Origin of the sequence: Citrobacter sp. RHBSTW-00029 (assembly GCF_014104295.1) — a bacterium.
Lineage (GTDB): Bacteria > Pseudomonadota > Gammaproteobacteria > Enterobacterales > Enterobacteriaceae > Citrobacter > Citrobacter youngae.
The window spans coordinates 1,586,048-1,599,708 of sequence record NZ_JABXRT010000001.1 but is presented as its reverse complement, the minus strand read 5'-3'; the positions used below and the strand labels follow the sequence as shown (position 1 = coordinate 1,599,708).

The following is a 13,661-nucleotide window of genomic DNA, read 5'->3' as shown; positions in this document are numbered from 1 at the left end:
GGTCTGTCTGGTTGAGGGAGCTATTCGCCGAAGGTGCAAGCGAACTGGAGTCGAAAGACTATTCGTCCTTCTTCTGTGAGCACCGGCGCGGGGATTGCGCCCATGTTCTCGATGTAGCCGACACATTCATCAGCCATAGGATTGGCCTGGACGTAATCGACGATGTGCTGAACGGCATTAAGCGCATCTTTGCGCTTGTCTTTCGCACCGACGACATCGACCAGGACGTGATACTCAGAGCCAAGGTCCGTTCTGATATTCGAACCACCGTTTGGCCTGAATACCATCACCGCTTTCGACAGGTCTCCCGGGTCGTCATACATCAACTGCTGCACCATGAACCCGTCAGTAAGCCCGGCATCACCGAACATATTGCGCACCCGCTCATGCATCATGGGTGTCATAACGTAAGCTCCTTGAGAATCACCGCATCAATCTGACTCCGGGTATCTTCAAAGCCTTCCGTCAGAAACTCTTTCTGTGCTGTCGAGCGCCGGAAGACTTGGGGTACATCAGGATCATGAACATAAACAGCATAATTAGCCGAGTACCCAACCCTCCCGGTGACCAGAGTGCCACTGGTGTTAATTTCACGGTACTGACTATTAAGCAACGTAGATGTATCGATTGGGGTGTATAACGCAGCCTGAGAGCTACCGATAATCATTGCCGACTGCAGAGCCCTAACCACCTTACGGCCTCGAACATCCTGAATAATTCGGTTTAGGTTGGCCTTAGCCTCGCGGATACCGCGAACTTTAGCGCCCATATCCTACTCCAGTCAGAATGGCGTAATCATCCGCCAGGCGCTCGAATGTATCGGCATACTGTATAACCTGCCTAACCTCGTCAGCGCCGGCCACAATCGGATCAGACTCGGTTGACTCGCCAATCAACAGGTAATCACCTGCCGCTGCCAGCGCATACTCAGTCCAGACAGTGTTCTTCACGACGATTTCAGCGCCCAGGCTGCCGATGCGCTTTGACAGGCCGCCCTCGTAGTCACAGAGAATCTGCTCAGGCGGTTTATAGCCTCGCGGGTCGCCATATTCATCATTACCTTCCATCTTGCGCCAGATTGTCGCTGTGGCGGTATAGGACCAGTTAGCAACCGAAGACATACCCTATTTCCTCCATTGCAGTACAATCGCGCCTGTCGCCCGGATGCGCGGACAGTTGATATGCCACTCGCCATTAGACTTAACAAAGCCGGTTGTCTCCCGCCCGGTGTCGGTCAGAACCCACACACGTACGAATGAGCGGGGTATAGTTTGCTTAACGGATGTCCACGTCATCAACAGCCCCCAACGACATCGAAGAACCCGACACTGTTACCAGCGCTGATTGGCAGTTCACTGGTGCAGCCGCTGGTATCGAGCTGAGTCAGCGACTCCCGCAACCAGGTAATGCTATCGGTACCGTAATCGAAAGAACGGGACGCGCCAGACGGTGCGCCCTGTGATTTCAGGCGGCGCGCGCCGGACGATGTCGCCATCAACGCGGCTGCGTACATCAGAATCAGCTTTGCTGTACAGTCGTCATACCCCGCGCCATCAAGACACGGGGTAATCTTGTTCACCACGCAGAGAATCGGATCCAGCAGCGCCCCCGGAATGGAATAACCCAATTCACCGAGGAACGCCTGCACGTCTGCCGCTGTGATTGGGTCAGCCATGGTTATTTCGCCTTCTTGGTTGCTTCAACCAGCGCGGCAACAGCGTCGTCAGCGCGTTTAGTTTCGGTGGTGAGTGCATCAGCATGCACCACGTCTTTCTCAGCTGCTGCCTGCTGCAACTGCTGAATCTGCAACAGAGCGTCATCCAGTTGGGCCTGAAGCGTGCCGATTTCGGTGGTGAGTGGCGCAGACGGGGGCGATACTTCAAAATGAAGTTTGACGCCCTTCTCCTTCGACTCCTCCGCTTTGCCATCGGTGATCCATTTCTCAGCGATCGCATCGTCAACATCATAGGTTTTACCAACCTCCAATTTCTGGAAGTTGGCACCGGCAAAGAGGTTTGCAGCCAGAATCTTTACGAGTGCCATGTTTTATCCTTAGCTCGAAGCGTAAACGACAGAGAAATGGCCGTTGATGTCCTGCTTGACCATCAGGCCAGCAGCACCCCAGGTGCGCCATACGTAATCACTGTTGTAGAACTGACGCGGATCAGCAACAGTACCGAACGCCTGGCCGACAATCGGAGCGATGACGCCAGCGCCCAGCGGCACAATCATGATCTGATTCCCGGTCAGCTTGGCATCTTCTTTGATGTCTTTAATGCCGGAGAGCTTCTTGATCTCTTCCAGCACCGTGCGCAAGGAGTTCACGTCGAAATACTGTTCCCAGTTCGACATGATTTCACTGGATACATACCAGGTCTGCTCACCGTACTGATAGTTCTGCAGCTTCAGCACGTCGCGCAGCAAGATTGCCTGCGCACGAATGGCCTTCGGGTCGGTGCTGGTCGCGAAGTTGAAGGTCAGCGTGATCTGAGCAACACGCTCATCAGCACGCAGGCCTTTCCAGGTTTTATCGTCGAACTTGATAAAGTTGCCCGCTTTGTCGCGGAAACCGCTCCAGATGTAGTCCACGTACTGACGACGAACATCATCAACAGATCCTGACTGGGCATCAGCCAGGGAAGCCAGCGCCGAGCCTTTGTTGAATACTGGGTCACGCCAGTTAAACTTAAAGCCGGAGTCGTGGATCGGGACCATCGTACCGTCGAAGGTGTAGGACTTCGCATCCAGCGCCGCACCAATCTGTCCAGACATGGAAGTGTGTGCCCAGCCGCGACCGCCGGTGCGAGCATACTCATACACGGACTCTTCCAGGCGAACTGAGCGTGACAACGGCATAAGGTCGTTCAGCAGCGTGAATTCGGTAGTCGGCTGGAACTCAGCGAGCACCGTCTGGTCGTAAGCACGGTACAGGCGACGAATGTCGTCGACCGCATTAACTGCATCCAGCACAGGCGCGTTAGCAGCATCACCGCGCACGCGGGTGCGGGCGATGAAATCAGCAACAGCCTGAGCGCTGGCATTACGGGCAAATTGCAGTTCCTGAAACTGAGCGGTGTTCGCCTCAAGGTTTCGGGTGGCAGTTGCCTGTTGGGTGGAGAATGCAAACATTCGTTGCTCCTTACTTAATGACTACGCGCAGCAGTTCGCCGGCGGTAGCAATGGTGTATGAACGGTCCTCTTCCACGAACGCGAAGACCGGCTCATCGGCAGCGGCAGCTTTCACGCGGCCATTTACAACGGACAGCGCCTGACCTTTGGTGTAGGTTCCGGCCACTGCTGGCACGTTAAAGAACACGCCCGGAGTTGGATGCATTGCCACAACCCAGTCACCGACCGCAATGATGTCGTCGACGGTTTTGCAGCGCAGATAGTCGTAGTTGGCGACGTAGAGGATCGCGTCTTCTTTGCCGTCCACAGAGGCAGTGAATTTTCCTGCCGCATTGTCGAATAAGCCGATCGTACCCGGCGGAGTTGCTGCGGCTGCCGCACCCTCGCGATGGAGTTGCGGGTTTGCAAAGATGCCGCCCGCGTGAATTACGTGTTTCCCGTCTTTAGCCATTTCTTACTCCGGCATTTCGCTGAATGAATCGTTGTTATTGACCTGGCGGAATGCACCATTCAGGCCGGTAGAGGTCTGGCACTGAGCAAACAGGCCATCGAGGGCAGCGCCGTCAAGCGCATTCACAGCGAGGTCATCCAGACCGAATTTCGCTTTTACGGCAGCTCGCTTTTCGCCCTTCTCTTTGTCAGAGTTAGCGGTAAGTCCAGACTTAACTGCAGCGAGATCATCAGCAAAGGGCTTAAACCATGCCGGTGCTTCCGCCTGGTTGTTGGCACGCTCGCGCTCTTCTTTTTCAGCCTTTTCACGAGCAGCCTTCTCTTCTGGCGTTTCGGTTTTGGTAGCCGCCTTTTCAGCAGCCAACTGGTTGTATGCGTCCATCAGCTCGGCGTCTGATTTGCCTTCAGTCGGCTTACCAGCGGCTTGCAGCGCATTGATAATCAGTTCTTTCATCGGATCGTTCTCTCCGTTGGTTTTAATCTCGTACTCAGTGGGTTTGCGCACGACTTCTACAGGTTCGCCGACGAACACGGCCTTGCCGTCGTCATCGATGAGGTACTTCTGCTTCAGGTATTTGGTGTCATTGCGGTAGATGAAGCTGTCCGGCCATACCGTTTCAGGCCAAAGCCACTTATCTTCGGCGTCACCCTCGCGCAGCTTGTCGCTGATAGCGTGGGAGATGTCGTCGAAAGAGAAGTTGGAAGCATTGGTAAAGAAGAATTTGGTTTTGTTGATCAGGCCATCGCGGGTGCAGTCGATTCCGTCAGCCAGACGGGCAACCTCAATCTGTTGCTCATCACCTTCTGAGTTAACGAAGATGCCTACGCCCTCTTCTGGCGTTCCTGCGCCAGGCTCATCAAGCAGCACCGCTACATGGTCAAACATCATGTTTGTGGCGATCTCGTTATACTTCTTGCCCTTCGATTCGCCGTTGGCGGCGATACCGGAATACAGCAGGCCGGTGGATATGTGGATCGGGTCGGAGTTGGTACCGGCCAGCATCTCATCCAGGCGGTTGATCAGGCGCTTGCCCTTGTCGCTCGACTCGGCGTACTGGCGGTTAACGTACATGTCGCCCGTTACCTTCCCGTCTTTGTGGCTGACGTTCTGCAGCCAGGCACCGACGTGGTACTCATTCACCGCCCGGACATCGCGCGCCGACACATGCTTGCCGTCCACTTTCGGGTGGCCCAGCGGCATCGGATTACGCTCGAGCGTGTTGTAGGCCTTTTCGATTTCTGCTGCCGGGTACAACTTCCGGTTCATCACGATATCGTCAACGACAGGCGTGATGCCGCGAACCACGATATGTGGCTTGTCGTCGATGGTTTCTGTTGTGATGTTTGAAGCGGAGTTGACGACGGTCAGCACATTAACGCGGTTGCGTTTCATGCTAGATCCTCGTTAAGTTATGTTTATTCAATAAAGGAGTGAGATGATGATTAAAAAGGCCTTGATAATTGGCGCAATCGGTTTATTCGGTGTGCAGGACGCGCAGGCTAATTTTTACACTGGAAATCAGCTTTTTGCCTGGGGCGAATCCTTGATGCGAGTCAGAGAAAATAGAACAATGGGTTCTGATATCAGCGATGCGAACATGTACTACGGCTACGTGTCAGGAGTTTATGATCTGGGTAGCGGTGTACTATTTTGTGCCAGTAATCAACTTAACCTGAATCAAATATCTGACGTCGTATATCAGTACTTGAAGCAGTATCCTAAACGCCGCGCTGAAAACGCGTCTGATTTGGCGGTTGATGCTCTGAGTGAAGCGTTCCCTTGCAAGAAATAGTACAAATTGCGCCTTCGTTTAGATTTTTCGTAACATAGGCGCCATACAGCACCATGGGAAATACACCAACGCAGTTACGCATTGATAGCTCACAGTTCGCCCGCAACCACAGCACCAATAGACTGTCACGCAGCGCCCTCATTCGTGAATTTCAAATAAAATAAAAACCCGCCGGAGCGGGTAAGTCCCAATGCTACTTTTTCATAGCCGCGATGCCAGTTAACGTACTATGATCAGGAATGTTTTCACCTGCAATCTTATAAAGCATCTGATTAGCGTGATTAAAAGCAGATAGCTCAGCCAACTGCGCGCCATCAAAACTATATAGATTAGTTGTTATCTGCGGAGCTTTATTGATTACTGCTTGCGCGCTTCCAGTTACTTCTATTCCTTTCGAGGTCACTATCTTACAAATTACTCGATAATGGATGGCAATGTCAGTTTTGAACAACTCCTTCCATTCGAAATTAACACTCTTCGCTTCCATTGTTTACAAACTCTCAATATTTAACGGATTATAACATCATCATATCAATGATGTTTTGTCCATAACATCCTTTCATTTGTGAGCTTTTGCTTTAAGCCTTCATTGAAAATACTGCCGTCGTCGTTAAGCAGTACCGGGATCTGGCTGCAATAGCAGTGATATTTGTTCCCATCGACCGCATACCAGTCGCGCACCTCTTGCACGGTCCTGACCTTTCCATGCCAAAACGCGTGCGTTGTCCTGGTTGTAGGCTTCAGCGCAGAAAGATGGAGAAGACCGGTGTTTAGCCCCAGCCTCTCAGATGCCCAGTCCGTCTCGTTCCATTGTGCCAGCCGCAGCGCACCGACCTGCTCGGTCTGAGCGATGGTCTTTGCCTTAGACATCGACACGTCGAGTCGTTTGCTTACGATGCCGGCTGTCTCGCGTGGATTAATTCCCCGACCAATCGAGTCAGCAATGATATTTGCCAGGTCAGCACGGGCTGTGTCGCTAATACCTTTCCAGTCGCTGTACGTGCTGATGTAAGCGCTAGCGATTTGGTTCTGGTAAGCCGGGCTGGACAGCAGTTGTTGCAGCGTTGTCTGGCTGGCGTAGGCCTGAGATTGCACTGAAAGGTTGGTGAAGGCGTTAAGCGTGCCGCGCTCATACTCTGCGGCGACATAATCCAGCGCCCAGAGGTTCTGGCTACCACCTTCCAGCAACTCGTCATCCAGTATCGCCTGAACCACCTGCAGGAGGTCGGCCAGTTGGACCGACGACATGTCGTAGATGAACTTACCGGCATTGACCTGATACAACGAAGGCTCAGAACCCTCGTTATTGCACATCATCCACGACCGTTCGCCATTGGTTTCGCGTTTCTGCCCGGTAAGCCGCTGGTCAAACAGCGTTTTCAGTCGGCGCTTTATCGTCAGATAGCGTTCATCGATGTCACGAAACATCCGCCCTACCTGCCGTGCTGACTGCGTAGGGTCGGTTTTATTACGTGGTACGACTGGCGTTCCGATTCGGATCTGCACTGTCATCATCATCTGTCAGCGGATCCTTATCGGTTGGTCTCGCGTTTGGGTCTGGGGTTGCAGGCTCTTTACGTGGCTCAAGTTCGCCGACGGCACGGACCTCGTTCTCATCGACCGCTGGTGCGCCGTAAGCCTGCTGCGTTTTCTGCGCCACGTCAGCCATCACCGCCATATTGGCAAGCTTTTCTTTCTCGCTCGGGGCCAGTAAATCTGACCAGACCAATGAAACCTCACCGGACGCGGGTGGCTCAATAATGCCGACGTTCCAGAATCGCTCAATCACACGGGTGATAACGTCTGATTGAAACCCCCAGCGGCGACCGTTACAACGATTCGCCCAGGCCGTTTTGTCCTCTTCCGAGGCGAGATTCCCCGTCTGCTTGCCGAACATAATGTTGAACGGGCATTGAATTGTTGAAGAGAACGAGTTCGCCGAGACTGTCCAGCTAGGCGTTGGGTCGGCGGCGGCAACTGAGAGCACCGACGTTTTCCCACCCTGGGTAACCAGTGCGGCGTCGGTACCACTGTTGAGCTTATTAACCTTGTCATTCATCGCATCGCCGAGTCTGTCGTAACCGGCTTCCTTCGCCTGCTTAATGAGTGAATCTATACTTACCTTCTCATCGAATTCGGTAGCCAACTGGCGGCTCGCGTTCTTCAGAAAGCCCTCGGCGCTGCCACCCTTCGTTTTTTCGATGTCCAGAAGGTCGTTGTAGCCAGCTTCCAGCAACGGAATACCGGAGAGGATGTTGTCATCCTCTGAGCCTTCACAAAGCAGAATGATGCGCTCCGGATGAACCTGAACAGAACGCGGGCTGCTATAAGTTCCCTCATCACCGATGGGTTGCTCGTTAAACTGGTAGCTAACCGGCTGCCCATAGGTTTCAGACCAGGTATCTATATCCAGATTGCCCGGTTTGATCTGCGGCTCCCACGCAGGGATTAACTTCACCAGAGCCTTGCTGCCGAGTTTTTTTACCACATCAACATCAATCGGCTGCCACCAATCCCGGTTATCGCGGACCTGAATCAAAAGCGCAGAGTAGCGACCAATCATATTACGGCGATCGGCATCCTTAATTTTTGCCCAGTGCTTCTTCATCAGCTTTGTGACGGTTTTTTCCCACTTCGTTGTGGCTGTCGACTCCCTGTCTTCGTCGCCATCAATGATGGTGGGCAGATCTATCCAGCAGGCGTCGAGCAGTTTGTGTACCGCAGAAAAACCCGTCGAACCACGGCGGTATTGACGATAGAAATTATCGAAGGTGAGCGTTTCCGGATAACCGAACTCATCCCACAACTTCGTGCGCTTCACGTTGCCATTACGCCCAGCGTATTGCATGCGCTGGCGCCCGATTGCATCAGCAAGGGCGTTAACGAGGAATGAGACCTCGCCTTGTTGTTCACTCACTGATGAACTCCTTAGAAGAAGATGGCTCCCACCTTCGCCGGTGAGTGCAGTACGCGGTAACGAGTGGCATCCCAGTCGTGGTCTTCCTGGTTGGTGTCAACGTCGTCAGGTTTTTTGTCGTCACGAACTAAAACCGGGATGCGGCTTATCCAGCCCCGGCAGTGCTCCATTACATAGAAAGCTGGCTTCTCGGGTATTCCTGACTCCATCTTTTTAGCTTCAACAACGGCCTCAAGCATGTCAGCAAAGAGCGATGCGCCGTTGATGCGTGAGCCTGGTTTCTTGTCTGCGGGTATCCATTTGACGCCCTGGGCCTCCATTTTTTGGGCGATGGACAACTCGTTATCGCCCGTATTGAAAATCGCACCATCGGCAGGTCCGGGAATGACGCTACTGCATATGCCTGGAACAATGTACATCTGGCCTTTTCCCTGTACTTCCTCCGGCTCGTCCACTTCCTCGCCCACCAGCCGCTTATCCACCCACGCCACGCCTTTAGCGACGTTTGTGGACGACATGTTCAGGCCTTTGTTCAGCTCGTCCGGCGGGCAGCCGTACCACTCGCCAATCAGAATGAGCGAACCGGCAGGCGGGCAGAACTTGCTACCGTCAGGAAGCTCTGCTGCGGTGCCGTCTGCGCGGGCCCACCAGAGATTAGAGAACGGCTTTGATTCACCCCAGTCATGTGAGCGGTCAACCGTCCAGCTATCCGGGATGCGGAACGGCTTGATAACGTGCAGCGATGCATTCCACAGATGGTCAAACCGCCCACCACTGGTAACGTCCCACGAGCCCTCTACCCACGCTTTGCGGCGATTAGGGTCTTTGATTGCCATCAGCGTTGCGATGTACTGCGGATCCAGATAAGGGTTCTCTTTGAACGAGCCGTGAATCGCAACGCGGGTAAGCGTCACATCCTCTTCACGTTCAGTTTGCGGGTTAAACACCTTCTGCGTTTCGCGAATGATCGTGCCGCGCGGCGCTGGCTCGATGAAGCGCTTCTTCACCCAGGTATGGCCGATGCCAAACGGGTTGGTAGTACTGAATGTTTCGAGCGGGATTGGTTTCAACAGGCTACCGTTAGCCAGCGGGTAGTTCTCCGGCCGGAACGACGAGCGTCGGCAGGAGAACATCATTTCGTAGAACTCAGCAGACTGCTGCTTTGTCAGCTCGTTAAAGCCGATGAACGGGAACTCCTGCCCGTGATAGTCCCAGTAATCACCCTCTTCTTTGCCGAATCGGAACAGCAGCTCCTCGCCTGTGGGCCAAACCCAACGTAATTCACTGGCCGATGCCAGATAGCGTGCACCGTCGTTAAACAGGCGATACATACGCTTTGACTGGGTAATGATGTCGGTGAGGTTTTTATACTCGGTATCAAAAATGACGCCACGCCAGAACGAGCCATAGCCCAAGCCAACCAGGCGACGAAAGCGCGCCAGCTGCGCAGCAGTTTTACCCGGACCACGCGTACCTTCATAGAGGATTTCGTTACACGGGCAACTCAGGGAGAGCGATTGCGATCCCGGCAGAGGTTTCCAGACGGCTTTGTAATTCATCCACCAAGAACCTCGCTCTGTTGCTGTTGAGCCGCCTTCTCCCACTCATCGACACTCGTACATGATGGGATTGGCATGATGTTGTGAGTGGCAGTGACATTCTGCTCGACCTGCTCTTTAAATGCTTGGACAGAAATATGCTTACCGAGCAGTTCAAGGTTCTTCACTTTGTCAGGCCACTTAATCTTCTTCAGGAGCGCGGCGGTCCCACCTTCTGCTGCCATCTCCATGACCTCGAGGCCTGATAGAGTCGTGCGCCAGACCTTCGGCCACTGAGAAACTGGCTTGAGTTCCCCGGTCGAGGTGAGGATGTCGAGCACATCCATCTGGTCAATCTCAACAAGACGACTCAGGACGTATGTCGCATTAATGCCAACAAGATCATTGCGTTGCGCTTTAAGTTCGGCAATCCTTGACTGGATGTCAGGTTTTGACAGGTTTTCGGACGCAGTACGGTTAGCGGTCTTTGCGCTGTACCCCGCCCGAATAGCCGCTTGTGTAGCGTTTAAATCGATGAGGTACTCGCGACAGAACATTTCTTGCTTGTCTGTGAGTGCCATTTCTTCTCCAAGGAGGATTTATGAGCTCTTTAACTTTTATTGGATTGTCGCAACTACTTTCGAAGAAAGGTGAGTTGTTACAGCAAAATACGCATGACTTACTAGATCGTGTTAACGCCGCATGGAATAACAAACGTGACCTTAATAAACAAATTTCCATAGAGTTAAATGATGGTGAGCTTGAGGTTTCCATTCCCCAACTACGCTTTAAGTGTTTTACGGAAAGCAAGCTTTCACTTTACGAGGGCTCGTTAATCGGGGTCATCACTTTTTACACGTCTCGGGATGGAAAAAATCAAGAATTTCATAAAGTTTTTCTTGATTGGGACAATTGCATGCATTTTGGGGCGCCAGATTCGACTCCTTCAATCGACACCGATTATGCTGAAAATGTTGAATATCACTTCATGAACGCCCTGATCGAGTCTGCCTCTCGTAATAAATTAATTTAGAAACCGTTTAAAGGGTGGTGAATTTCCCCACCCTGTTAATCTTCATCCTCTTATTCAAGAGTAATGTTGGGCAGAGGCGTAAACTGCACGCGCTTCACATCGGCAGGAGCGAAGTACAGCCACTCGCCAGTTTCGGTAGCCAGCGGCACAAAGCCATTAACCAGCTCAGGCTGACGTCGTGACATCTTGCCCGTGAAGGTTTCGCCTGTTTGGGTGGTTAGCGTGATTGGATATATGTCGGACATTTAGAGCCTCTTTATCCGCTTGCGATGGTGTGTGGTTGATTTTCCGCTGCAGAAGACGGACTAAACTATCACTATGGGACAACTCGGTGTCTAACGCGTTAGACACGTTGCATAGCATTTAGGGGACACTATAGAAGGCCCAATCTTGGCCACTCCCGCCACACTTTGAAAAGGATATGAAATGCTTACTCCCCATGACTGGGTTGAGATTATGCACACCCGTAGCACATCCCACCTCACTTAAAAGAGAGAAAATCTAGCATTATCAAAGCCTCTCAGTGAAGAGTTTCTGCAATATCATTGCATAACGTTATTAGTCCAATACTGCTGGAGAAGTGTTTCAGGTGAATTAGTGGCTACTCCTGAAGGTAAGAACCATCTTGCCTCATTCCTATTGGAGGTCACATGAAACAAAGCCTATTGTTGTTACTGGTTTGTCGCTGCGCAGACAGTTTTAACGACATCGTTCATCTTATTTGTCTGCTGATTGCAAAGCACTACGGCATTCTTCAATACTTCTAATCCCCGTCTTATCCAAATTGCACTGTCTCAGCGCCGTACAGAGCTTAGCATTTAACTCCAGACTTACCTGCCATGTGAACGGAACCATCATTCCAGGGATCGGCCTACCTGCGGGCAGGTTTGTTGGCAGCAGCACCGCAGGAACCTTCACGTAAACAGTGCTCGTATTCACGCACCCAGTTAAACCCAAATAAGCACATAACGGGACAATGCCCCTCTCAGCTATTGCTGTATTAACGACTCACTATAGGGGGAAAAGTCCAACACGTTGGACAACCCCATTTCAATTTACGGGACACTATAGAAGCCCACTCAAACTTAGATAAGGAGACTAAAATGTTTATGCCAGAAATGATTTCGCTCGCAACAGCCTTAGTTGAATTAGCCAAACCTATCGTTGAAGTAATATGCCATTGGCTTAAACTCGAAATAAACAAACGCTACGGCGTCAATTAACTCCGTTGTTTGACTCCCTCATCGATTCATAAACCCGCTCACACGTCATCCCTGCTCTGTAGCGTTCGTCAGCGATTCCAGCATATCGTTTAGCTTCTCCTGCAATATCTCCGAGCATGTCGGCGAGCATTCTGGCGTCGGCTCCGGCTGTTTTGCTTCTGACGGCAGCGGCAAGATCTGAGGTGTGCTTTGCGGCGTCCAGGCGGGCGGCAAACTTTGTTGCTTCGGTGCGCAGCTGGCTAACAGTGGCAGACAGGCCAGCAGCATTCGCAGCAGATTTAGCGGCTTGTGCTTGTGCATCTTTTACAGCCTCATCACGGGCAATAATTCGCCCTTGTTCAATCATGCGGGCGGCGGTCTGCGCGTTCGCTGTTTGCGAGGATTTCGCGCTGTCACGTTCCGCCCACTTTTGTTCCCAACCGCGGTTACTCCACTCGTTTCCGGCGATAAATGCGACGGCCACCAGCACCGAAATAGCAATGAACTGATAGCGCAGGCTCACTGGTCTATCCCCCAGCACGTCAGCGCGCTTTCCTGATCTCGTCGTTCTACCTGCCCATAACAGCCATTTTTCTGGCCTTTGGTCAGGCGACAATCGCGGCCACCGTCTTTAATCCACCAGCGAATAGCTTCACAGGCTCCTTTACGGTCGCCCGCATTGATCCGCTTATAGAACGTGGAAGGGAAACATTTTCCAGGGCCGATGTTGTATGGGCAGAAAGAAGCAATACCTGCTTTCTGTGGTTCGGTCAGCGGTACTTTGATATTTCGTTCTACCCAAGCCAAAGCTTTATCGCGTTCAATGGCGTTTACCTGGGCACATTTCTCAGCTGACAGCTTCATGCCTTGAACTACTGGCTTACTATCAACCATCGTAGCGCCACGGCAAATGGTCCACACTCCGCCGCCGTCACGATATGCCGTCAGGCTGTTACCCTCCTTCTCATCCAGAAACTGATCGAGAATCACGGGCGCGGATGCCCCGGCAAGAATCAAACCAACGACCGCTGCGCTCAGCTTATTCCTCAGCTTTGGTGGCATAACCATTGCGCCGATCCTCCCGTTCTTTCCAGCGGAAATACCAGTTCACTGCACAGGTAATAACAGTGCATGCGATACCGACAATAATTGCCCAGTCGCTCAGGCTTAACCCTGCAATTCTGTCGGCCAACATCCAGGACACCTCTTTTGCTGTTTTAGCTGTTTCGGCATATGCCTTCGCTGATACACCGCAGCCGGTCAGCGTGGTTCCTGTTCCATATGAAAGTCTGCTGTAAATGGTGCTCATTCTGGTCATAGCCTCACCTCCGATAGTTCGGATGGCGCTGTGTGTGATGACAGGGTCAGGCTTCACGAGCTGGATTTATCAACAAAGCGCGTAGTGAGTGATACCCGTGAGCCTGAAATAGAAAAGCCCCGCATAAGCGAGGCTATAAATTATTATCCACACTCTCGCAGTGGCTGCGCTCGTGCCCTCGAGTATCTGTCGCGTCATCGCCGCTTATGACCGGTGCGCGTCTGGCGTTCGCGCTGCTTTACCGGAGTTTGTTTTGATATAAGAACCTTGACCCATCACTA

At 52.3% G+C, this 13,661-nt stretch carries 19 protein-coding genes; 2 read left to right on the top strand and 17 right to left on the bottom strand.

Going from position 1 to position 13,661, the window contains the following annotated elements; genetic code table 11:
- Nucleotides 1-20: 20 nt before the first annotated feature.
- From HV041_RS07905 to HV041_RS07870, 8 genes are all read right to left on the bottom strand, one after another.
- The gene (locus HV041_RS07905) at nt 21-404 is read right to left on the bottom strand and encodes a hypothetical protein (RefSeq protein WP_182294148.1); all 384 of its coding nucleotides are present in this window, start codon (nt 402-404) and stop codon (nt 21-23) included.
- The gene (locus tag HV041_RS07900; RefSeq protein WP_182294147.1) at nt 401-769 is read right to left on the bottom strand and encodes an HK97 gp10 family phage protein; all 369 of its coding nucleotides are present in this window, start codon (nt 767-769) and stop codon (nt 401-403) included. The genes HV041_RS07905 and HV041_RS07900 overlap by 4 nt, the downstream gene beginning before the upstream one ends.
- Nucleotides 759-1,121: a hypothetical protein gene (locus tag HV041_RS07895; protein WP_182294146.1), complete on the bottom strand. Its 363-nt coding sequence runs from the start codon at nt 1,119-1,121 to the stop codon at nt 759-761. Before HV041_RS07895 ends, HV041_RS07900 begins: the two co-directional genes overlap by 11 nt.
- Before the next feature lie 173 nt (nt 1,122-1,294).
- Nucleotides 1,295-1,675: a hypothetical protein gene (locus tag HV041_RS07890; RefSeq protein ID WP_100272359.1), complete on the bottom strand. Its 381-nt coding sequence runs from the start codon at nt 1,673-1,675 to the stop codon at nt 1,295-1,297.
- Between the two features lie 2 nt (nt 1,676-1,677).
- On the bottom strand, nt 1,678-2,043 hold the full coding sequence (locus tag HV041_RS07885; RefSeq protein ID WP_182294145.1) for a hypothetical protein: 366 nt from the start codon (nt 2,041-2,043) through the stop codon (nt 1,678-1,680).
- 9 nt (nt 2,044-2,052) lie between these two features.
- Nucleotides 2,053-3,129 (bottom strand): major capsid protein, encoded by a 1,077-nt coding sequence (locus HV041_RS07880; RefSeq protein WP_182294144.1) that lies wholly within the window; start codon nt 3,127-3,129, stop codon nt 2,053-2,055.
- Between the two features lie 10 nt (nt 3,130-3,139).
- On the bottom strand, nt 3,140-3,580 hold the full coding sequence (locus HV041_RS07875) for a hypothetical protein (RefSeq protein WP_182294143.1): 441 nt from the start codon (nt 3,578-3,580) through the stop codon (nt 3,140-3,142).
- Between the two features lie 3 nt (nt 3,581-3,583).
- Nucleotides 3,584-4,972, bottom strand: coding sequence for a DUF2213 domain-containing protein (locus tag HV041_RS07870; protein WP_182294142.1), 1,389 nt, complete (start codon nt 4,970-4,972; stop codon nt 3,584-3,586).
- A 43-nt stretch (nt 4,973-5,015) separates the two neighbouring features.
- Between HV041_RS07870 and HV041_RS07865 the strand changes: the two genes are divergently transcribed.
- Nucleotides 5,016-5,372: a Rap1a/Tai family immunity protein gene (locus HV041_RS07865; protein WP_182294141.1), complete on the top strand. Its 357-nt coding sequence runs from the start codon at nt 5,016-5,018 to the stop codon at nt 5,370-5,372.
- A gap of 193 nt (nt 5,373-5,565) precedes the next feature.
- Here the strand turns inward: HV041_RS07865 and HV041_RS07860 are convergent, their stop codons facing one another.
- From HV041_RS07860 to HV041_RS07840, 5 genes are read right to left on the bottom strand one after another with little or no spacing between them, the layout of a single operon-like run.
- Nucleotides 5,566-5,859: a hypothetical protein gene (locus tag HV041_RS07860; protein ID WP_182294140.1), complete on the bottom strand. Its 294-nt coding sequence runs from the start codon at nt 5,857-5,859 to the stop codon at nt 5,566-5,568.
- 44 nt (nt 5,860-5,903) lie between these two features.
- Complete coding sequence (locus HV041_RS07855) at nt 5,904-6,884, bottom strand: phage minor head protein (RefSeq protein WP_182294278.1); 981 nt, start codon at nt 6,882-6,884, stop codon at nt 5,904-5,906.
- The gene (locus HV041_RS07850) at nt 6,841-8,289 is read right to left on the bottom strand and encodes a phage portal protein (protein ID WP_182294139.1); all 1,449 of its coding nucleotides are present in this window, start codon (nt 8,287-8,289) and stop codon (nt 6,841-6,843) included. The genes HV041_RS07855 and HV041_RS07850 overlap by 44 nt, the downstream gene beginning before the upstream one ends.
- Before the next feature lie 11 nt (nt 8,290-8,300).
- On the bottom strand, nt 8,301-9,848 hold the full coding sequence (locus HV041_RS07845; RefSeq protein ID WP_182294138.1) for a terminase: 1,548 nt from the start codon (nt 9,846-9,848) through the stop codon (nt 8,301-8,303).
- Nucleotides 9,845-10,408 carry a terminase small subunit gene (locus tag HV041_RS07840; RefSeq protein WP_182294137.1) on the bottom strand — a complete coding sequence of 188 codons (564 nt, stop codon included), beginning with the start codon at nt 10,406-10,408 and terminating at the stop codon, nt 9,845-9,847. Before HV041_RS07840 ends, HV041_RS07845 begins: the two co-directional genes overlap by 4 nt.
- Before the next feature lie 20 nt (nt 10,409-10,428).
- On the opposite strand from HV041_RS07840, the gene HV041_RS07835 reads away from it, so the two are divergent.
- Nucleotides 10,429-10,860, top strand: coding sequence for a hypothetical protein (locus tag HV041_RS07835; protein ID WP_182294136.1), 432 nt, complete (start codon nt 10,429-10,431; stop codon nt 10,858-10,860).
- A 50-nt stretch (nt 10,861-10,910) separates the two neighbouring features.
- On the opposite strand, the gene HV041_RS07830 is transcribed toward HV041_RS07835, so the two are convergent.
- The 4 genes from HV041_RS07830 to HV041_RS07815 form a co-directional block, all read right to left on the bottom strand.
- Nucleotides 10,911-11,105, bottom strand: coding sequence for a hypothetical protein (locus HV041_RS07830; protein WP_182294135.1), 195 nt, complete (start codon nt 11,103-11,105; stop codon nt 10,911-10,913).
- A gap of 970 nt (nt 11,106-12,075) precedes the next feature.
- Complete coding sequence (locus HV041_RS07825) at nt 12,076-12,585, bottom strand: DUF2514 domain-containing protein (RefSeq protein WP_182294134.1); 510 nt, start codon at nt 12,583-12,585, stop codon at nt 12,076-12,078.
- A complete protein-coding gene (locus HV041_RS07820) occupies nt 12,582-13,130 on the bottom strand; it encodes a lysozyme (protein ID WP_182294065.1) in 549 nt (182 codons plus the stop codon). Before HV041_RS07820 ends, HV041_RS07825 begins: the two co-directional genes overlap by 4 nt.
- Nucleotides 13,102-13,380, bottom strand: a complete 279-nt coding sequence (locus HV041_RS07815) for a phage holin (RefSeq protein WP_001568784.1) — start codon at nt 13,378-13,380, stop codon at nt 13,102-13,104. Before HV041_RS07815 ends, HV041_RS07820 begins: the two co-directional genes overlap by 29 nt.
- Between the last annotated feature and the right edge of the window lie 281 nt (nt 13,381-13,661).